The sequence below is a fragment of the Kitasatospora sp. NPDC049285 genome, assembly GCF_040678815.1.
Taxonomy (GTDB): Bacteria; Actinomycetota; Actinomycetes; order Streptomycetales; family Streptomycetaceae; genus Kitasatospora.
This window is the reverse complement of the sequence record NZ_JBFAQR010000023.1, coordinates 35794-55280: the sequence shown is the minus strand read 5'-3', so window position 1 is coordinate 55280 and position 19487 is coordinate 35794. Positions and strand designations below refer to the sequence as shown.

Below are 19487 nucleotides of genomic sequence, written 5' to 3'. Positions count from 1 at the left end.
GCCGCCCGCAGGCCATGTCGCCCCTCCGCCAGCTCGCCCTCCCCCTCGGCCCGCCGACGACCCGTCAGATCACCCCCCGCCTCCGCCGCCCGCAGGCCATGTCGCCCCTCCGCCAGCTCGCCCTCCCCCTCGGCCCGCCGACGACCCGTCAGATCGTCTCCCCCCTCTGCCGCCCGCAGGGCATGTCGCCCCTCCGCCAGCTCGCCTTCCTCCTCGCCGAGTTGGTGGTCGTCGAGGCACCAGCGGGCGATCTCCAGTGCTCGGGCGGCGGCGTCGCGGGCTACGGCGAGGGCGTGGTCGGCGGTGGCTTGGAGGAGCGCGGCGGCAGCCGTCTCGCGTAGGCCGGCGAGGCCGAGTTCGCGGCCGGTACGGCGGTCGCCGGGGGCGAGGCGTTCGCGGTGGAGGTCGGCGAGCAGGCCGCTGACGGTGGCGAGGATCTCGGTGGGGGCGCCGTGCCGCAGTCGTTCCCGGACGGCCGTCGCGGAGCCGATCGCCTCGGCGCCGTCAGCCCGCCGGTGGGCGTGCCGGTAGCGGGCCCGCAGCAGCGCGGATCGCATCAGCGCGGCGCGGATCCCCTCCATGCTGTCGCGGTCGGCGTCGGCCAGGAACTCGTCGAGGTAGTCGAGGGCGGCCTGGGCGCGGTGCTCGGAGAAGGTGGGCTGCACGGCGAGCATGGAGAGCGCGCCGGCCGCCCGCATGGTGAGCAGCGGCTTGTAGAGGGTGCCGGGCGGTGTGCGGTCGGCGGCCTGCACCATGATGCCGATCGCCCGGACGGCGGGCTCGCCGCGTCCGGTGCTCATGGCGTGGATCAGCATGGCGGCGCCGAAGTCGCCGAGGGCGAGCTCACGGAGCGGGTCGTCGGCCGCCAACTCCTCGGTGAGGGTTTCGAGTTCGGAGACGGCGCGGCCCATCGCCGCGGTGTCCTTCGCGGTCAGCGCCAGTTGGAATCCCAGCATCAGCCGGTAGCGGCGGATCGCGGGCAGTTCGGCCCGCAGCAGTTGGGCGGTGCCCTCGGCGGGCTGCGCGGCGGCGTGTGCGAGTACTTCGTCGTAGTAGCGCAGCGCGGCGTCCAGGTCCTGCTTGTCGCCGCCGACCTGGTAGCGCTGGTGCAGGCTGGTGGCGAGGTTCTGCAGGTAGACGGCGCGGTTGAGGTCGTCGGGGGCGGTGGCGCGGAACGCCTCGGTCTGGTGGCGGATGGCCGCGTCGAGGTCCTGGGGCGAGTTGCTCAGCGTGAAGCGCTGTCCGAAGGCGGTGCCGAGCGACGCGTGCACGTGCTGGCTGAACCCGGCGGTCTCGGTGGGGCTGTGCCGGAGTTCGTGCAGCAGCTCGATGGTGCGGGTCACCTGGGACTGGTCGGTGCCGTACTGGCCCGCGACCAGGGTGGCGTGGGCGAGCTGGTTGGCGATGTCGGCGCGGCGGATGCCGTGGTCGACCTCGGCCATGGTCCCCACTGCGGTCTCCAGGTGGTGGACGCCGTCCTCGATCGGGTAGCCGGCCGGGTCGCGCTGGTTGAGGACGGTGAGCAGCGAGCCGAGCACGGCGTGGCAGGGCGGGCGCAGCGGGTCGTCGGCGGGCAGCGCGGCGAGGTTCTCGCGCAGCGCCGCCTCGGCCTCGACGACCAGCGCCCTGATGGTCGCCCCCTCCAGCCCGGCGCGCGGCGTCAGGAGGTTGGCGAGCAGCCAGCGGGCGGACGCGCCGTACGGGTCCTCGGCGGGCAGCAGGCGACGCAGGTCGCGCAGCCGGTCGATCTGGCGGTCGGTGTCGGCGGGGCGGGCGCGTCCGTCGGCGGCGCGCTCGCGGTAGAGGTCGGCCAGCCGCAGGGCCGCGCGCAGCCGCAGCGGGTCGTCGGGTGCGCTGTCGGCGGCGACGTGTTCGAGCTGCTCGACGGCCCGGTCGTGCTGCTCCGGGGAGTCGGGGTCGGCGAGCAGCAGGACGGCGAGGCGTTCGCGCACCTCCAGCGTGAGCTCGCCCCGCGGGTCCGTCAGGAGGTCCAGCGCGTAATCGAGTTGGGCGCTCGCGGCGCGCAGTTCGGCGGCGCCGGGGGTGCGGTCGTAGCGGTCGGCGAGGGCGCAGCCGAGGGTGGCGACCAGCAGGACGTGCGTGTCGGGGTCGAGGTGGTCGGGTTCGGCCTGGTGGGCGGGGCGGTGGCCGAGTGCGGTGTACAGCGCGCTGATCGCCCGGTCGAGGTCGTCGGGCCGGGCGGCGGGGTCGGCGCGGTCCGCCCGGGCGTCCTCGTGCCGGGCGTGCAGCAGCAGGCCGAGGTGGGCGGCGGCGGTGTCGCGGTCCGCGGCGCCGGGTTCGAGCAGCGCGACGGCCGGGCCCAACAGGTCGGTCGCCTCGGCCCGTTCGGCCAGCGCGGCGGCCTGGACGGCGGGGTCGGCCGGGTACTCGGGGTGCTCGCGCACCTGCCAGTGCCGCGCCGCGCGGGCGAACCCGAGCAGCGCCCGCGCCTCCGCGAGCTCCGCCGGAGAGGCGGGCCCGCCGACGGCGGCCAGCCGCACGGTGGCGTCCGTCAGCACCCGGAGCGCGGCGTCGAGTTCAGCTGGTTCGCCGTCGTACTCGTGCGCTTCGAGGTGCGCGCGCCCCTGGTCGAGCAGCATCCGCACGGTGGCGTCGGCCATCACCTGCCTCCCCCGTCGCCGGACCGGCCCCCCGCCGCCGTCATGCGCAGGTCCGGCGCAGGGCGAAGCGGCCCGCGTAGCAGGCGAAGGGCAGGGCGAGCAGGAGGGCCGCCCAGAAGGTCTGGTGGCCCCAGTTGGCGGCGAGGGCGCGGAACCAGGGGGCGAGGACGGGGATGCGGACGGCTTCCAGCGGGCCCAGAGGCGGCGGCCACGCGCCGAGCAGCAGGGTGCCGGCGGCGAGCCAGCCGAAGGCGCGGCGGGCGGCGGGAGCCCCGGCGAGGGCGGCCAGGGCGCAGCAGGCGGCGAGCAGCAGCAGGAATCCGGCCTGGTAGGAGGCGCCGTCCAACGGGGTGCCGGGCGCGGGGTGGTGGACGGCGAGGCGGATCTCGACCGCGGCCCACAGCAGGGCGGTCAGGGCGAGCGTGGCGGCCAGCGCGAACGCGACCTGGTCGCGGCGGCCGTGGCGCCAGCGGGCGGGGGCGCCGGCGGTGGGGACGGCGCGGCCGCCGTTCGCGGTGCGGTGGGCGTGGGCGAGTTGCCGGATGACGACCCGTCGGTTGAGCGAGACGGTGGCCGGGACGGCGGCGACCGCCACCCACCCCGACCAGTGGCCGGCGCCGGTGCCGAGGACGTGGACCCGCTCGGCGAGCCAGGCCGGGCTGCGCAGCACGGTCATCGGCGGGCCCCAGCCGCCGGCCCCGACGACGGCCGCGCCGGCGTGGGCGAGCAGCAGGGAGCGCCGGCCGACCTGGCCGGGGAACAGGGCCACGGCGAGTGCGGCGACGAGGGCGGCGCCCAGCACCAGCGGGAGTTGACGGGACGCCAACTCCGCTGCGGTGGCCATCCGTTCGCCGACCAGCTTGCCGTCGGAGGTGGTGGCCAGCAGGTCCTTGGCGATCCGCAGCAGCGCGCCGTTCCACAGCCACAGCGCCAGGGTGAAGGTGAGCACGGCGGCGGTCGGCAGGCGGCGGGGCAGGGCCCGCAGGACGCCGTTCACCCCGGTTTCGGCGCCGCCCGGCCAGGCGTCGCGCAGGATGTCCCGCCAGGCGCCATTGGCACGGCCCCGGCCGGCGCCGCGTCGGCGGGCGGCGTGGACGCCCAGCAGGTCGGCGGCGACCAGGGCGGCGCGGCCCTCGACGGTGGCGGGGTCGGCGGTGAGGGCGGCGCGGCGCAGGGCGGGCCAGCGGCGGCGGAAGGTGTCGCGGTCGGCGCGGCGGGCCAGGTCGGCGAGCGGGCGGGCGGTGTCGGCGACGGTGGCCGCGGCGAGGTGGGCGGCGCGGGGCAGCGGGGCGAGGGCGGCGGGCAGCGGGGTGATCCGGCGGATCGTCGCGGTCCGGGCCTCGGGCCGGGCGGTGAGCAGGACGGCGAGCCGCAGCGCGCGCTCCCGGTCGGCGGCGGTGAACGGCCGTCCGGCCTGGGCGGCCAGCCGGCTCGCCTCGTCGAGGACCGCGGGCAGCGAGTCGAAGGCCAGCAGCCGGGCGCAGCGGTCCTCGGGGCAGCGGCGGTGGTCGCAGTGGTAGCGGGCGGCGAGGTTGGGCACGGCGTGGTCGATCAGCTCGCGGACCGTCACCGGCGCGTCGTCCTCGGCGGCGAGCCCGGCCAGCCCGTCGGCGTCGACCGGGCGGCCCCGGAACTGCGGGCGGACGTGCGGGGCGAAGGCCGCGCCGAGGGCGAGCAGCGCGATCGAGGCGGTGCGGTTCCGGTCGACGGGGCGGGCGTCGGCCACCGCCTGCAGGTGGTGCAGGTCGATGGCGTTGTCGCCGACCTCGCCCAGCCAGCGCGCCAGGCGGGCGGCGGCGCCGCCGGCCAGCCAGTCGGCGGCTTCCGCGGAGCGGGCGAGCAGGGCTTCGGCGAGTTCCGCGGGCGTGCGGTAGTCCTCGCCGCGGAAGTTGATCGGCCGGTGCGAGGGGGTCGCCGGGCCGGCCGCGGGCCGCACCACCCGGGGGCTGTCGCCGGCCAGCCACGCGCGCACCTGCGCGGCCCGCCAGCGGTCGGCGGGCTCCTTGGTGAGCAGTCCGGACAGCAGCAGGACCTGCCGGGGGGCGGTGATGCCGGGCAGTTCCACCTCGGTGTCCAGCACCAGGCGTTCGCGCTGCGCGTTCTCGCTGACCCGGCCGCCGTCGGAGCGCTGGTAGCGGGTCCGGCCGGAGTACATCTCGTACAGGATGGTGCCGAGCGCCCACCACGGGCCGGCCTCGTCGTTGCGGCCGGCGACCTGTTCGGGCGCCATGTAGGCGGGGGTGACCTGGAGTTCGGTGGGGAAGGTCTGACTGGCCGTCTGCTTGCGGACGCCGCCGAAGTCGGCGACCACGAACTCGGGGCGGCCGGCCCGGGTGCGGACCAGGATGTTGGCGGGCTTGAAGTCGACGGGGGTGCGCTCGATGGTGTGCTGCCAGAAGTCCAGCAGGTCGGTGAGGCCCTCGACCACCCGCCGGGCCTGCCGCTCGGGGACGTTCCCGCCCTCGGGGCGCAGCGCCGCGAGGTGGGCGGCGAGGGTGGTCGGCAGGTACTCCATCACCAGGTAGGCGCGTACGTCGCCGCGGTGCACCACCTCGCCGTGCTCGACGATCTCCGGGACGTAGCGGCGGTACTCCGCGGCGCTCAGGTGTTCCAGCAGTTCCTGGTCGGCGGGGGCGCCGGCCCAGCCGACCTTGACCGCGACGTCGCCGCCGCCGTCGGTGCGCTCGGCCCGCCAGACGGTGCCCTCGCTGCCGGATCCGGCCTGGGCGCGCGGCAGGTAACGGTCGGTCAGCTCGGCGGGGAAGTCCGACTCGCGCGGGCCGGGGACTCCCCCGGCGCGCTGCACCCTGGTGGCGTCGCCGCCGCTCTGCTGCTTGCGGGTGGGCGGGCTGCCGGGTCGGCCGCCGCCCTGCTTGCGGGTCGGCGGACTGCCCTGGGCGCCGCCCTGCTTGCGGGTGGGCGGGCCGGACGGCTCGGGTGTGGCGGCCATCGCGCGGTGTGGTCCTTTTCGCAGGGCCCCGCTCAGCGCGGGGAGCCGAATTCGTCGATCTCGATCAGCTGGACGTCGAGGTCCAGGGCGAACCGCAGCCGGCAGCCGGGTCCGACCGGAGTGGGGCCCTCGACGGGGCGGCCGTCCAGGAAGGTGCCGTTGGTGGAGGCGAGGTCCTCGACGTGCAGCACGCCGTCGATCCAGCGCAGCCGGGCGTGGTGCCGGGAGAGCTGGTCGAGGCCGGCCAGGCCGGGGACGGCGGCGCAGTCCGGGTCGTCGCGGCCCACGGCGAGGCTGCGCCCGGGGTGCAGGGGCAGCATCGCGCCGGCGAACACCAGGGCGAGCCGGGGCGGCGCGGCGGGCTGCTGCACCACCTTGCGGGTCGGCTGACTGTCCGTCGGCCCGGCGGGGTCGGCGGCGGCCGGGGCGGTACGCGGCTGGTACGCCTCCAGCCGCTCGAACGGGTGCTCGGGGCAGTAGCCGGGCTCGTCGCCGACCGGACAGTCGTCCTCGCCGACCGGGCAGCGGTACCTCAGGGCCGCCATGTGGTCTCCCGTACCGTCACGCCGCGCTCGCGCAGCTCTCGTTCGATCCGCCCGAGGTCGCCGGGGCGGGGCACGCCGATGATCCGCAGTTCGCCGTCGGTGACCCGGACCTGCAGGTCGGGCCGGTCGGTGCGCCGGTCCAGGTGCGGGGCGTAGCGGCGTTCGCCGAGCGCGGTGAGCGGGACGATCCGCTGGTTGGCGGAGCCGCGCCAGACCAGGTCGGTGGGCTGCCCGGCCAGGTAGCGGCCGGTGATCACGGCGTCGGCCCGGGCCAGCGCGGCGGCGCAGGCGGGGTCGGCGCGGACGTCGGCGAGTTCCCGGCCGGTGTACACCAGCAGGTCGGCCTCGGCGCCGGCGGACTGCCGTTCGCGGTCGGCGGCGGCGAGCAGGTCGGCGAGCGCGGCGGGCTGTTCCAGCGGTTCGCCGCCGCTGACGGTCAGTCCGTCGACGCCGTCGGCGAGGGCGTCCCGCCACAGCGTCGTGAACTGCTCGACCGTCAGTTCCCGTCCGGCGCCGTGCTCCCAGGTGTGCCGGGACATGCAGCCGGGGCAGGCCAGGGTGCAGCCCTGGAACCACACGCCGAGCCGCCGGCCCGGGCCGAGCGCGGTGACCGGGGCGGAGACCTGGCTCACCCTTGCCAACGGGACACCTCGACCGTGTAGCCGTCGGCGTCGCCGTCGCCCTCGACGGCGGTCACCTCGATCCGCTCGCCGCGCCGCGGCGGGTTCCGGAACACCTCCCTGGACAGCGGGTTGACCAGGGCGGACTCCACTGCGGTGAGGACGCCGCGCCCGCCGTGGTCGAGGCGGCCGCCGGCCTCCATCCGCAGCACCTCCCAGGCGTCCTCGCCGATGGTCAGCTCGGCGCCGTGCACCTCGCGGATCCGGCCGGCCACCGCGGCGATCGCCTTGTCGAGGATCTGCGGCACCCACTTCTCCTGCATGAAGTCCATCGGGATGAAGTTGTCGCCGAAGCGGTTGCGCAGCTCGGGCCGCTTGATGTGGTCGTTGAAGAACAGGTCGAAGGCGTCCCGCAGGGCGAGGCGCACCGCGGTCGGGTCGTCGTGCCGGCTGAGCCGGCGGCGCGGGCCGGTGCGGTTGTCCGGCGGCTCGGCGCCGTCCGCCGACGGTTCGTCGGCCGGGCCGGGGGCGCCGTCCGGGCGCTGCACGGAGGCGGCGACGCCGAGGTTGGAGGTGAAGATCAGCACGCACTCGGTGAAGTAGACGGTGGCGCCGCGGCCGTCGGTGAGCCGGCCGTCCTCGAGGATCTGCAGGAACAGGTCGAACAGCCGCGGGTTGGCCTTGTCGATCTCGTCGAAGAGCAGCACGCTCATCGGGCTGGCGCGCACCGCGTTGGTGAGTTCGCCGCCCGCGTCGTGGCCGACGTAGCCGGGCGGGGCGCCGATCAGCCGGTCGCGGGCGTGCTCCTCGGCGAACTCGCTCATGTCGAAGCGGATCGGCCTGGCGTCCTTGCCGAGGATCATCTCGGCGATGCCCTTGGCGAGTTCGGTCTTGCCGACGCCGGTCGGGCCGGACAGGAACAGCGTGCCGCGCGGCCGGTTCGGCGAGCTGGAGGACTGCGCGCCGCTCAGGCCGGACGCGGAGCGCATGAAGATCTCCAGGGTGCGGCGCACCGCGTGCGGCTGGCCGATCACCCGGGCGTTGAGGAACTCCTCGCCGTCCCGGATGCGTTCGCGCAGCGCGTCGGTGGCCCACGGGTTGTCGGTGACGCCGACCCGGTACAGCCGGGCGGCCTCCTCCAGGCGGTGCGCCGGCAGGCCGCGGTCGACGGCCATCCGGCCGATCGCCATCACCTCGGAACTGCCCATGCCGTGCGAGGAGTCGGCGAGCGCCCGGGCCGCGGTCTCGCGTTCGGCGGCGTCCGGCCGCTGCTCGGCGCTCTGCCGGGAGGCCACCACCTCGACCACGTGCCGGGCGGCGGCCAGCCGCTGGTCGTGCGGCGGCGCGGGGACGCTGATCACCCGGACGGCGCGGCTGCCGACCGGGAACTCCATCGGCAGTTCCTCCTGCCGCTCGACCACCCAGAACACCGTGTTGTACACGCCGAGGGCGCCGCCGCGGCGCACCGGCCGGGCGGTGTGGCCGAGTTCTTCGACCGCGGCGAACAGCCGGGCCACCTCCCCGGCCGCCGGGGCGCGGGCCGAGCCGAGCCGAGCGGCGTACGGCACCAGCAGGCCGACCGGCGGGCCGGGGTGGCGGACGGCGGCCACCATGACGTCGCGCAGCCGGTCGGTCAGCGCGGGCTCCTCGTCCTCCTCGCCGGCCTCCCGGGCGCGCGCGGCGCGGGCGTCGTCGGCCACCAACTCGCGGATCACCGGCGGCATCTCGTCCGGGGCGGCGGACAGCAGGCGGACCGCGATGTGGTCGGTGACCTGGTCGACGGCGGCCAGCGCGCCGTAGCCACGGGCCCGGCAGACCGCGTCGACCACCTCGGCCAGGTCGAACGGCGCCAGCCGCGGGCTGCGGCAGTGCGGCAGGTCGGCGGGCAGCAGGTACTGGTCGCGGACGTTGCCGGTGAACAGGATCTGCGGGTGGACGGCGAGGGCGAGTTCGAGCTCGCGGATCCAGCTCGGCAGGGCGGCGCGGCGCTGCTCGGCCTCCTCCGCCCCGGCCGCGTCGGCGGGGTCAGCGCTCACGGCTGCGCTCCTGCGGATACGGGGTCACGGTGTCGGCGGCGGGCTTGTGGGGGCGCTTGACGGGCTTGGGCCTGGCGCGCGGCCAGGACTCCGCGGGCAGCCGGGGCGCGGCCATCAGCCCGGGCAGCATCGCCGAGGTGCGCTCCAGTTGCACGCCGTGCTCGCGGGCGCTGTCCTCGATGGCGGGCAACTGCGCGTCGCAGAACCAGCGCTGCACCTCCTCGTCGCGCTCGCCAGCCGGCGCGCCGCCCGGTCCGCGCACCACGGCGGTGCTCAGCGCGGCCCGGTCCCGGGAGAGCACCACCCGCAGGCCGTAGCCCTCGGCCGGGCCGCCACCGTCGCCGGGCGCGTCGAACGGCACCACGGCCTCGCCACTGTCGGCGAGCAGGTCCGCGAAGTCCTCGCCGACCTGGTAGTCCTGCTCGCGCAGCGCCGCCGCCAGCGCCTCGGCGACCTGCGCCCGGTCGCGCCGGGCGTCGGCCGCGGCCACCGCCCGGGCGACCTGGGCGCGCAGCGGCTCGGGGTCCTCGGTCTCGGTCAGCGCGGCGACCAGCCGGTCGCGTTCCGCGGGCTCCGCGTCCTGCACCAACTGGACGAGCCCGGCGCGCAGTTCGGCGCGTTGGTCGGCGAGGCGGCGGCGTTCCACCGACTCCTGCACCCGGGCCATCAGGTCGGTGTGCGCGGCGCGCACCGACTGGGCGCTCGGCGCGGTGTCCAACTCGCGGCGCAGCAGGGCGAGTTCCGGCAGGTCGGCGGGGTCGCAGCGGGCCGCCTCGCGAGCCAGCAGTGCCTCCGCCTCGGCCACCGCCCGGGCCCGGACGTCCGCCTGGTGCTGCTCGGCGGCGGCGCGCGCCGCGGCGGCCTGTTCGGCGGGCGTCTCGCCGCGGCGGCGGGGTGCGGCCGGGCGGGCGGGCGCGGTGGCGGCGTCGGCCAGCAGCGCCGTCCACGCCCGGTCGACGGCCTGCGCCAACTCCCGTTCGGCGCGGGCGTTCTGCTCGGTGGCGCGCTGCACGGCCCGGGCCAGCTCGGCGGAGTCCGCGCCGGCCGCCACCGTCACCGTGGCGACCTGCACCGCGGCGACCCGGTGGGTGCGCCGCAGGTGACCGGCCTCGCCACGCAACTCGGCGGCCCGCTCGGTCAGTTCGTCCAGCCGGGCGCGCATCTGCGCCCGCCGCAGGTTCTCCGCCCGCTGCGCCTGCTCGGCCAGCTGGGCGCGCAACCGGCGCTGCCGCTCGGCCTCCAGATCCCGGTACGTCCACCCGTATGCCGCGGAACTGCTCACCGTCCCCCTCCCGGACCCGTGGCACCGGCGGCGCGAGGTGACCTGGCGTCACCTCGGGTGCCCTGCCGGGTCGTTCGCTCCCCCTCTGTCACGGAGCACGCTACACCGGGGCGGCCCGCACGATACATTGTCGGAGAACGGAGCCGGGGCGGACGGAGGTGCGGGGGTGCTGACCGAGCTGCTCCGCGCGCTGCACGCAGGCTGGGCCGGGGTGTGGGCGCTGCTGGACGACGCGTCGCGCCGGAAGCTGGTCGAGCTGCTGGCGGATCCGGGCGACGACCCGGTGCGCACCGCGCGCAGCGTCCAGCGGCTGCTCAAGCGCGCGCTGCCGTCCGGACACCCGCTGTGGGAGCCCGCCGCCGACAGCGACTCGGCGCGGTTCGTGGACGGCGCCGAGGACACCCCGGAGGCTCTGCGCGCGGCCCTGCTCCGCCTGGTCGGGTCGCTGCCGATCACGACGGGCGAGCTGTCCGAGCGGGCTCCGGAGAGCGCCGACGAGTGGCTGCTGCGGGCGAGTTGGACGGAGGCGCAGTGCCGTTCGGCGGGCGCCGACCCGTCCGGTCCCGACCTGATCCGACTGACCGACCGTCAGGGTGCCGTGGTGTTGCCGAGGTTCCAGTTCGACCGGGTCTCCGGCGCAGCGCTGTCCGCGGTGCTGGCGGTGAACCGGCTGCTGGACGCGGACGAGGACCCGTGGGGCGTCGCCGACTGGTGGCTGGGCGGGAACGCGTGGCTGGCCGGGGTGCCGGCCGAACTGCTGGGCACCGAACGGGAGTCCAGTCTGCTGTCCGCCGCCCGCGCCGAACTCGCGGACTGGTGACCGGATGCCCGACGTGATGGTCCCCGGCCCGGCGGTACGCGCCACGCCGCACCGCGAACTGCTGCCCGCCGGCACGGCGCTGTGGCGGGTCCACCCGGCCGCGTACCCGGCGGCGTCCTTCAAGGCCCGCCCGGCGGACATGCACTGGGGTGGCGGCCGGTTCTGCTCGTACACCGGTGACGGTGCCGAACTGCCCTACCTGTACGCCGGGTTCACCGAGCGCACCGCGGTGCTGGAGACGCTGGTGCGGGGCCTGGAGTTCGACGACTCGGGCTGGCGGCGGATCGTCCGCAAGGCGGTGGCGGGCCGCTTGCTGTCCCGGCTGGAGACCACCTGCGACATCCCGCTGGTCGGCCTGCGCACGCCCGAGCAGCTGGCGGCCGTCCACCAGGACGAGTGGCTGGTGCACGCCCCGGCCTCGGACTACGGCCACACCCGCCGCTGGGCGGCCTGGATCCGCGGCCAGGCGCCGTGGGCGCAGGGCCTGGCGTGGATGTCCAAGCGCGACCTCACCGCCGCCGCGTGCGTCCTCTACGAGCGCCCCGGGTCGGCGGCGCTGGTGAAGCCGTCCGGTGAGGATCCGGTGGAGTTGGACGGGGCGGACGGCGCGGAACTGCTGAACCGGCTGCTGGCGCCCTGCCGGGTCAGGATCGAGCCGCCGCGCCGCCGCCGGTCCGGGACCTGACCCCCGGACCGGCGGCGGCCCGGTCGTACCCGCGCAGCTAGGTCGCCGATGTGGGCGGTTCGGCCAGTGAGGCGATGCACCTGGTGAGCAGGCGCCGCATCTGATCCTGTTCGTCGGCGTCCAGGTTGGCCAGCATGCCCTGCTCCACGCGGCGAACCGCGGCGCTGGCCGCTTCCAGTTGGCGGCGCCCGCCGGCGGTCAGCTCGGTGGGCAGGGCCCTGCCCACGGGTGCCTTTGCCGGGCGGATGACGAGTCCCTGGCGTTCGAGGGCCTGCAGGAGCACGTTCATCGACTGGCGGGTGACGAAGGCGCCGCGGGCGAGCTCGGAGTTCGACAGGCCCGGCCGCTGGGCGAGCAGCTCCAGGCAGGAGTAGTGGGTGATCGTCATGCCGAGCGGACTCAGCACGGCCTCCAGGGCGGAGTGCAGGGCACTGGTGGTCGCCTTCAGCAGGTACCCCAGCGATGTGTCCAGCTCGATTCCGGGCTCACCTTGACTCATGTCAGTAGTCTGACATACCGTCCTGCATGTCAGAAGACTGACATACATCTGAGAGGCAGGAACCATGGCCGCTACCGGACCCGACTTCATTTCCCTGCAGGTGCGCGACCTGGAGCGCTCTGCCGTCTTCTACGAGCAGTACCTCGGACTGAAGCGCTCCGACGCAGGACCGCCGCACGCCGTCGTGTTCGACACCAAGCCGATCGCGTTCGCCGTCCGCGACGTCGTCGCGGGCGTCGACCTGGACGCGATCGCGCAGCCGGGCCAGGGGATGGCGCTGTGGCTGCACGCCCCCGACGCGCAGGACATCCACGACGCCCTCGCCGCCGCGGGCACGACGATCGTCTCCGCGCCCGTCGACGGGCCGTTCGGCCGCACGTTCACGTTCGCGGACCCCGACGGCTACCACGTGACCCTCCACGACCGCGGCTGAGCTGCTCAGGCGGCGTCAGGTTCGGCCAGCCGCTCCATCAGGACCGAGACGTGGCTGTGCGCGGGCTCCTTCACCGCGGTGAGCAGCACCAGCTCGCCCGCGGCCGCCAGCGCGCGCAGCTCGGCCAGCTCCGGCTCGGCCTCGGGCGCGTCCAGCTCGGCCCGGTAGCGTCGGGCGAACTCCCCGAACTCGCCCTGCGGCCCGTGGAACCAGCGCCGCAGCTCGTTCGAGGGCGCCACCCGTTTCGCCCACCGGTCCAGCCGCGCGTCCTCCTTGCTCAGGCCGCGCGGCCACAGCCGGTCCACCAGCACCCGCACCCCGCCGTCCGGCGGCTCGTACACCCGCTGCGCCCGCATGCCCATGCGCCCACGCTAACCGCCGCCGCCCCGCGAACCCCGCAGCGGCCGGACCGCCCCGTGTCGGTCCGACCGCTGTGGAGCCCAGGGGCGTCAGCCGGTGGGCAGGCCGGCCTGGTAGACCACCATGGACCACTCCACCCGCGGCTCGATCGCCGCCGAGAACGCCCAGACCACCTCGGCGGGGTTGGAGTTGGTCTGCGGCGGGCCCTGCCGGACGCTGGAGTCCTTGCTGATCACCCCGCGGTCCACCAGCTCCGAGTAGTCGTCACCGGGCCGAGGCAGCCAGACGGTGCGCCGGACCGCCGCCTGCGCGGCCGCCGTGTCCAGCAGCGCCAGGCTCCGCTTCAGCAGCCCGTCCCAGTGGCTGCCCGCCACCGGCGGCACCACCCACAGCCCGTCCTCGCGTTCCTCCACGGGCACCACCGACCGCAGGAACTGATCCACCGGCAGCAGCCACTGCAGGGTCTCCCGGCGCGGCTTGCGCAGCGCCCCCAGCAGCTTGCTCCGGTACCAGTCGCGGTTGGCGTCCAGGCGTTGCAGCCGCGGCCGCAGCTGCGGGTTGACGACGCCCAGGCCCTCGCCGTACTCCGCCAGGTGCAGCATCGCCGCCACCGGTCCCAGTAGCTCGGGCGCCCAGGCGAGCAGCTCCAGCAACTCGGAGCCCGGATCGGCGGCCTCCCCTTCGGCGAGCAGCTCCGCGTGGCTCGGCGGGGGCGGCCCGGGCTCCGTGACACCGCCCGGATCGGCCTCGGTGCCCCGCGGCTCCCCCGTGTCCACCTGTTCGGCGTTCTGGTCCTCGTTCTCGTTCTCGTTCTCGACCGCAACCTCGACCTCGACCTCGGCCTCGGCCTCGACCTCGACGGGCGGGTCGGCCAGCCATCGCACCTGGTCGTCCACCGTCCGCAGCCGCTCCAGCAGCTCCGCCAGCAGGGCGCGGTGACGGTCAGTCAGATGCCGGTCGGCGGGGACGGACGAGGTGAGGTCGTAGACGGCGCGGCGCAGGGCGTTCCACGGCGCGGTGAGGTGCGGGGCGGTGGCCGGGTCGGCGAGCAGCCGGGCCAGTGGGTGGAGGTCGTGGTCGGTCATCAGTGGTCTCCGCAGTACGGGTCCCAGGCGTCCAGCCAGCCGGTGCCGCCCGGGTCCATGGCGGCGCGGTGGACGTAGCCGGGGGCGGCGAGCATGCCGTCGAGGCCGGTGGCCACGTACGCCGGGTAGGAGTGGTGGACCCGGAGCCGGCCGTGGCCGTCGAGCAGTGCCCAGGCGGGGACGGCGGCCGGGTCGACGGCGGTCGTGCCGGCGGTGTCGGCGCGCTCCACGGGGAGTTCGCCGAGCGGGATCGGGCCGCCGGGGGTGTCGGCGAAGAACTCGTAGGCCTCGGGCACCTGGTGGTCGCTGCCGACGGTGGGCAGCGCCCGTGGCGAGACGGTGCCGGCGGTGGTCCTGCGGATGTCGGCGTCGTCGGCGAAGTCCACGTCGAGGCGGCCGTCGACCGGGCCGGGGCCGAACACCTCGACCGGGTCGCCGGTGGAGCCGAGCGGGCGGGCGGTGATCCGGGGGATCTGCACCAGCCGGCCCGCACCGTCCAGTGCGCCGGGGACCTTCGTGAGCCTCAGCGGCTCGGACTCCAGGTGGCCGGACTGCACGCTGAGCTGGTGCTTGCTGTTGGCGGTGCTCTGCCGGTGCGAGGGGTGCAGCAGCGGGCGGACCCCGGCGGGGGTGCCGCGGCAGAGCAGGATGGTCGGGGTGAGCTCCTGGTCGAGCTCGATCTGGTACCAGACGTCGTCGGGCACCTCCGCGAAGCCCTCGGGGGCGGTGCGGCCCAGGTAGCGGAAGCCGCCCCAGCGCATGGTCTGGTCGTCGGACAGGAAGCGGTGCAGGTCGATGCTGGGCACCAGGCGGGCCCAGCGGCTGCGCAGGAAGTACCAGCCGAAGCGGTCGCACTGCTCCATCGGGGTGCCGGCCCGGAGCAGCACGGTCGGCAGTTCCTGGTTGGTGGCCAGGCCGAAGGCGGCGGGCAGGGTGAGCAGCAGGTTCTCGGTGTGGACGTCCAGCAGGTCCAGGCCGAGCGCCTGGTAGTCGCGGTTCTGCGCGTGGTAGTCGTGCAGCGAGTTGGCCCAGGCGGCGCCGAGCGCGGCGGCCTGTTTGGCGTGGGCGCCGGCGTCGGTGAGGTGGGCGGGATTCCACGCCAGGGGACGGAAGCTGCCGTCGGCGAGGCCCAGTTCGCCGTCCTCGGCGCGCAGTTCGGCGTCCAGGCGGTCGCGGAGCTGCCGGCGGACCAGGGCGGTGCCGGTGGTGCGGCCGGACAGCGCGACCAGGTCGATCCGGTCGGGGTAGGGGTCCTGGAGCGCGCCGCGGGCCAGGTCGGCGGCGCGCCGGACGGCGGTGTCGACCACCGGCTGGACCAGCTGCTCGAAGTCGGCGGCGACCAGCACGACCTCCTCGGGGAGCGCGGCCAGGTCGGCGGCGAACGGCAGGTTGGCGCTGAGCCGCTCACTGAGCATCAGGCCGAGCCCGACCTCGGGGTCGCCCTCGAAGAACCGGATCTTCGCGGCCTCGGCGCGCTGCCACAGTTCCTTGAAGTCCGGGCCGGGCTCCAGCTCCGCGCCGTCGGCGGTCGGCACGGTGTGGGTGGGCATCAGCCGCCGCAGCACGGGGCGCAGTTCGAGCGGGACGGGTTCCGGCGAGGTGGCGGCGACCAGTTGCGGCACGAGCGGCGTCCAGTCCGGGTCGGCGGCGGCCGCCGCGATCGCCTGGCTGTACGCCTTGCCCTTGGTGTCGGCCGCGGACGCGCCGCGCTGCCGGGCCTGCTCGACCATCGCGTCGACCAGGGCGGCCTTCAGCCAGTGGAACACCCGCAGGGTGATCAGCTCGCCGCCGAGCTGCGGGTGGCCGGTGGAGCCCAGGACCCTTGGGCGCAGCAGGTAGTGACTGCCCGTCATGGCCGGGTACTGCTCCTCGGCCGGCCGTTCCACCTGCTCGAGGTCGACGGCGAGCAGCGCGATGTCGGTGGTGCCGCCGCCGATGTCGACCACCAGCATGATCCGCCGCCAGGTGGGCGGCTGTCCGGGCCGGTCGGGCAGCCGTTCGGCGCGGGCCCGGAACTCGGCGAGGCCGGCCTGCTGGTCGCCGCCGAAGCCGCGCATCAGGAAGTACAGGGCGGCGGCGGTGGCCTCGTCGTAGCGGAGCTTGATGTCGACCGGGTTGATCGCCAGCGCGTCGTGCAGCAGGGTGCGCAGGGCGGCCCGGGCGGCCGGCGGGGTGACCACCGGGTAGGTGGCGACCAGCTGGTCAACGCCGTGGCCGGCGAGGCCGCGCTCGGCGACGGTGGCCCGGTCGTTGGACTGCGCCCGGTCCACGTAGGACTCGGTCTTGCGGACCAGGTCGTGGAAGGCGAGGCCGACCAGGAGCGGGGAGTCGGCCTGCCAGCCGGCGGGGCGCGCGACGGGCTCCAGTGCGGGCAGGGCGACCGGGCGCAGCAGGCCGCGCTTGACGTTGGGCACCACCAGGATGTGCCCGTCGTCGCTGCCCTCGCCCTGGTCGGTGCGGTGGCTGTCGCCGAGTTCCGAGGCGGTCAGGTCGTCGAGGTGGAGCTCCAGGACGCTGCGCACCTCCAGGCCGAAGTTCCGGCCGATCGCCAGCGGCACCAGTCGCATGCTGAGCAGGGCGTCCTCGCGGAACGCCGCGTCGTGCAGCTCGTGCAGGGAGCGGGCCTGCTCGGGGGACTCCTCCAGGACCTTCTCCAGCGCCTGGGTGACGGCGATCCGGACCCACACCTCACGGGGGATCAGGCCGGTGTCGCCGATCGCGGTGCCCTGCGGGCGGAGCAGGTCGGCGAGTTCGGCGAGGGTGCCGGGGACGGCGGGGAGCCGGCCGAGCTGCTGGCGGGCCTGCAGGAACTGCAGGGCCTCGCCGAGCAGGAAGTCCTCGTCGAGGTCGACGGCGGGGTCCTTGAGCAGGCGCCGCAGACCCTTCGTCAGCACCGCGTCCTGCTGCGGGTCGATCAGCCAGCCGGTGATCGCCTGGTTGGCGAACAGGACGCCGGTGGAGGCGTAGGAGCCGAGGTCCAGGGTGAGCGGCTGGAGCTTGTCCTTCCGCAGCGGCAGGCCGCGCAGCGGGACCCGGCCGGCGGTCGTCTGGGGGGTGGGGTCGGTCATCACTGGTCCTTGTCCTGGGTGCCGTCGGTGGGCCAGTCCGGGTCGTCCAGCAGCTCCTTGAGCGGGGCCGACGGGTCGGGTCCGGGATCGGTGGCGGGCGGGGTGGGGACGCGGGCGATCTCGCCGTACGAGGGCAGCGCCGACTCGATCTCGGCGAGCCGGGCGCGCAGCCCCGCGGCCACCGCGGTGAGCAGGCCGTGCAGCAGCAGGCACGCCTCGTGGTGGGTGCCGCGGACCAGGTCGCGGCGCAGCCGGTAGAGCCGTTCCACGTCGGTGTGGCTGTACAGGAAGCCGCGGGTGACCCCGGCCAGCTTCCGGTCGGGGTGCCAGGCCAGTGCGTGGCCGTACGGCAGCGGGAACGCGGGGTCGCCTTCCGGTTCGAACTGCGGTGCCGGGGCGGGCTGTTCGGCGGGCAGCTGGGCGGCGACCAGGCCGGTGTCGACCAGCTGGTCGAGCCGCTTCAGCCGGTCCTCGGCGGCGGTCAGCGAGTGCGTCGCGGCGAGCCGGGCGAGCAGTGCCTGCCGGTCGGCCGGGTACCGGTCGAGCAGCCGGCCGAGCGGGTGGGCGGGGGCGTACGCGGCGGCGGTCCACTCGGCGAGGGCCCCGACCAGGGCCTTCCTGGTGTGTTCGCGCAGCACCTGACGGGTCTCCAGGTACGGGGCGTGGAAGTCGTCGGTGGCGATGGCGGGGCGGAGTCCGGCGGCGAGCCGGGCGGCGTCCACCCTGATCCAGCCCTTGTCGGCGGCGGTCAGGGTGTCGCGCCAGGCCCGCCAGCCGTGCACCTCCTGGGCGGCCTGGTCGAGCAGCCGGTCCTCCAGGCTGATGCCGTCGGCCAGCGGCTGCTGGGCGAAGGTGGACAGCTGGTCGACCCGGTGCCGCAGGTCGGAGGCGGCCGAGGCGAGGGCGCTGCGCAGCGCGCGCAGCCGGGCCTGGTCCTGAGGGCTGCTGGGGGGCGGCGGCACGGCCGGCTCGGTCAGCATGACGACCCGTCGGAACGCGGTGCGCAGCTTCGCGGCGGCGGCCTTGCGCTCCTGCCGCCAGACGGCCAGGCCGGGTCCGGTGAGGTGGTCGGCGACCATCCGGCGCAGGTGGGCGACGCCGGCGTCGGTGCGCAGCTGGTCGAGGGCGCGGGTGAGCGGGTGCTGCGGGTCGCCGGCGAGCAGCCCGTCGGCGACCGGGTGCCACGCCGTCAGGGCGCGCAGGGCGGCGGCCTGCTGCTCCGGTCCGACCTCGCTGCCCGCGGGGAAGCCGAGCATCCGGGTGGCGGCCAGCGCGGAGGTCAGCGCCGCCCGGTCGAGCCGGCCGCCGGTGACCTTGCCGATGACGTGGTACAGGGTGCGGAAGGTCTTGTGGACGGTGGAGTCGGCCCACTCCTCGATCGTGCCGGGCAGCGGCTGCGGCACCGGCATCAGGTCGAACATGTTGGCGGCGACCAGCACCGAGTCGGCCAGCCCGGCGGAGTGGTGGCGGCCCTGCTCCAGCAGGGTGCGGAAGGCCAGCAGGTGCTCGCTCTTCGGGTGGTCGGCCTCCACGGTGACCAGCACCGAGGTGGCGCGCGGCAGTTCGAGCTCGCTCAGGTAGGCGTCCCGGCAGGTGCCGGTGTCCAGGCCGGGGAAGTCCAGCAGTTCGACCGTGCGCCCGCCCAGGTCCCAGCGGTCGGTGGGGAGTTCGACGTCCACCGTGACCTCGCGGATCAGCGGGAAGGTGGCGTGCAGGGCCGCCGCGTCCAGCTGCCCGCCGCCGATCGGGATGCCGGTCCAGGCCGGCGGCGGCGCGGGCGGCAGCGCCTGCTCCAGGCCGAGCCGCAGCGCGTCCTTGAGCAGCTCGGGCGCGATCACCACCGCCGGGCTCTGCTCGCTGGCCCGCAGCAGGTGCACGCCCTGCGCCAGGGCGTCCCGCAGCTCCAGCAACTCGGCGGCCCAGGACCGCAGTTCGATGTTCCCGCCGGCCCACAGCCGGGCGCACAGCAGTTCGGTGGGCGCCCAGTCCGGGGCGGCTGGGTTCGCCGGGTCGACGGGCTGGTGCCGGGCCAGCTTCGCCAGGTCGGCGTCGTGGCCGGGCTTGGCGACGACCGTGCCGATCCGGTCCAGGATGTGCCGGGCCAGGCCCGCCACGTCCCGCGGCGACAGGTAGCCGACCCGGATCTCCCCCACCCGGGGCGGGGTGCCGGGCGGCGCCGGGTGCACCCGCAGCGCGGTGATGTTGCCGGTGGTCGGCACCTTGGAGACCGCCAGCAGGTCCGGCAGCCCGGTCAGCACGCACAGCAGCAGGCTCTTGCCCGCCGAGTAGCAGCCGGCGAACGCCAGCGACGGGTTGCGCTGGGCCACCGTGTGGAGTTCGATCGCGGCCTGTCGCGCCTCGGCGACGGCCCTGGCCCGCTCCGGGCCGCCCGGCGGGAGCTTGCCGAGGGCGGTGAGGACGCGGTTGGCCAGGGCGCGCAGTGCGGCCTGCTCCCTGGAGTCCTGGTCCATGGTGGTCCTTCC

The 19487-nt window shown here is 75.8% G+C and carries 14 protein-coding genes; 3 read left to right on the top strand and 11 right to left on the bottom strand.

The genetic code is table 11. The annotated features are described in order from the left end of the window. The 6 genes from AB0K51_RS17175 to AB0K51_RS17150 form a co-directional block, all read right to left on the bottom strand. Positions 1 to 2621, bottom strand: a 2621-nt coding sequence (locus tag AB0K51_RS17175; protein ID WP_363455507.1) for a hypothetical protein, incomplete at its 3' end; no start/stop codon positions are given. A 40-nt stretch (positions 2622 to 2661) separates the two neighbouring features. Then, complete coding sequence (locus tag AB0K51_RS17170; protein WP_363455505.1) at positions 2662 to 5571, bottom strand: hypothetical protein; 2910 nt, start codon at positions 5569 to 5571, stop codon at positions 2662 to 2664. Positions 5572 to 5603: 32 nt separating this feature from the next. Then, the gene (locus AB0K51_RS17165) at positions 5604 to 6116 is read right to left on the bottom strand and encodes an FHA domain-containing protein (RefSeq protein ID WP_363455502.1); all 513 of its coding nucleotides are present in this window, start codon (positions 6114 to 6116) and stop codon (positions 5604 to 5606) included. After that, the gene (locus AB0K51_RS17160; RefSeq protein ID WP_363455654.1) at positions 6104 to 6748 is read right to left on the bottom strand and encodes a 4Fe-4S cluster-binding domain-containing protein; all 645 of its coding nucleotides are present in this window, start codon (positions 6746 to 6748) and stop codon (positions 6104 to 6106) included. Before AB0K51_RS17160 ends, AB0K51_RS17165 begins: the two co-directional genes overlap by 13 nt. Beyond that, positions 6745 to 8772, bottom strand: coding sequence for an AAA family ATPase (locus tag AB0K51_RS17155; protein WP_363455499.1), 2028 nt, complete (start codon positions 8770 to 8772; stop codon positions 6745 to 6747). The genes AB0K51_RS17160 and AB0K51_RS17155 overlap by 4 nt, the downstream gene beginning before the upstream one ends. Continuing rightward, positions 8762 to 10054, bottom strand: a complete 1293-nt coding sequence (locus AB0K51_RS17150; protein WP_363455496.1) for a hypothetical protein — start codon at positions 10052 to 10054, stop codon at positions 8762 to 8764. Before AB0K51_RS17150 ends, AB0K51_RS17155 begins: the two co-directional genes overlap by 11 nt. Positions 10055 to 10220: 166 nt before the next feature. On the opposite strand from AB0K51_RS17150, the gene AB0K51_RS17145 reads away from it, so the two are divergent. Together AB0K51_RS17145 and AB0K51_RS17140 are read left to right on the top strand one after the other, a co-directional pair. After that, complete coding sequence (locus AB0K51_RS17145) at positions 10221 to 10874, top strand: hypothetical protein (protein ID WP_363455493.1); 654 nt, start codon at positions 10221 to 10223, stop codon at positions 10872 to 10874. Positions 10875 to 10878: 4 nt separating this feature from the next. Then, a complete protein-coding gene (locus tag AB0K51_RS17140; protein WP_363455490.1) occupies positions 10879 to 11559 on the top strand; it encodes an RES family NAD+ phosphorylase in 681 nt (226 codons plus the stop codon). A gap of 37 nt (positions 11560 to 11596) precedes the next feature. Here AB0K51_RS17140 and AB0K51_RS17135 read toward each other — a convergent pair whose 3' ends face one another. After that, complete coding sequence (locus AB0K51_RS17135; RefSeq protein WP_363455487.1) at positions 11597 to 12058, bottom strand: MarR family transcriptional regulator; 462 nt, start codon at positions 12056 to 12058, stop codon at positions 11597 to 11599. A 64-nt stretch (positions 12059 to 12122) separates the two neighbouring features. On the opposite strand from AB0K51_RS17135, the gene AB0K51_RS17130 reads away from it, so the two are divergent. Continuing rightward, complete coding sequence (locus AB0K51_RS17130; protein WP_363455484.1) at positions 12123 to 12491, top strand: VOC family protein; 369 nt, start codon at positions 12123 to 12125, stop codon at positions 12489 to 12491. A gap of 5 nt (positions 12492 to 12496) precedes the next feature. On the opposite strand, the gene AB0K51_RS17125 is transcribed toward AB0K51_RS17130, so the two are convergent. The 4 genes from AB0K51_RS17125 to AB0K51_RS17110 form a co-directional block, all read right to left on the bottom strand. After that, positions 12497 to 12853 carry a DUF488 family protein gene (locus AB0K51_RS17125; protein WP_363455481.1) on the bottom strand — a complete coding sequence of 119 codons (357 nt, stop codon included), beginning with the start codon at positions 12851 to 12853 and terminating at the stop codon, positions 12497 to 12499. An 87-nt stretch (positions 12854 to 12940) separates the two neighbouring features. Beyond that, positions 12941 to 13936 (bottom strand): hypothetical protein, encoded by a 996-nt coding sequence (locus AB0K51_RS17120; RefSeq protein ID WP_363455478.1) that lies wholly within the window; start codon positions 13934 to 13936, stop codon positions 12941 to 12943. Then, positions 13936 to 17004, bottom strand: coding sequence for a hypothetical protein (locus AB0K51_RS17115; RefSeq protein WP_363455475.1), 3069 nt, complete (start codon positions 17002 to 17004; stop codon positions 13936 to 13938). Before AB0K51_RS17115 ends, AB0K51_RS17120 begins: the two co-directional genes overlap by 1 nt. Next, positions 17004 to 19475: a hypothetical protein gene (locus AB0K51_RS17110; protein WP_363455472.1), complete on the bottom strand. Its 2472-nt coding sequence runs from the start codon at positions 19473 to 19475 to the stop codon at positions 17004 to 17006. Before AB0K51_RS17110 ends, AB0K51_RS17115 begins: the two co-directional genes overlap by 1 nt. Positions 19476 to 19487: the final 12 nt, after the last annotated feature.

What these genes read in the sequence shown, in the direction of transcription:
- AB0K51_RS17125 (WP_363455481.1), bottom strand. Translation starts at nt 12,853, where the DNA reads ATGGGCATGCGGGCGCAGCGGGTGTACGAGCCGCCGGACGGCGGGGTG.
- AB0K51_RS17165 (WP_363455502.1), bottom strand. Translation starts at nt 6,116, where the DNA reads ATGGCGGCCCTGAGGTACCGCTGCCCGGTCGGCGAGGACGACTGTCCG.
- AB0K51_RS17115 (WP_363455475.1), bottom strand. Translation starts at nt 17,004, where the DNA reads ATGACCGACCCCACCCCCCAGACGACCGCCGGCCGGGTCCCGCTGCGC.
- AB0K51_RS17120 (WP_363455478.1), bottom strand. Translation starts at nt 13,936, where the DNA reads ATGACCGACCACGACCTCCACCCACTGGCCCGGCTGCTCGCCGACCCG.
- AB0K51_RS17130 (WP_363455484.1), top strand. Translation starts at nt 12,123, where the DNA reads ATGGCCGCTACCGGACCCGACTTCATTTCCCTGCAGGTGCGCGACCTG.
- AB0K51_RS17135 (WP_363455487.1), bottom strand. Translation starts at nt 12,058, where the DNA reads ATGAGTCAAGGTGAGCCCGGAATCGAGCTGGACACATCGCTGGGGTAC.
- AB0K51_RS17170 (WP_363455505.1), bottom strand. Translation starts at nt 5,571, where the DNA reads ATGGCCGCCACACCCGAGCCGTCCGGCCCGCCCACCCGCAAGCAGGGC.
- AB0K51_RS17140 (WP_363455490.1), top strand. Translation starts at nt 10,879, where the DNA reads ATGCCCGACGTGATGGTCCCCGGCCCGGCGGTACGCGCCACGCCGCAC.
- AB0K51_RS17110 (WP_363455472.1), bottom strand. Translation starts at nt 19,475, where the DNA reads ATGGACCAGGACTCCAGGGAGCAGGCCGCACTGCGCGCCCTGGCCAAC.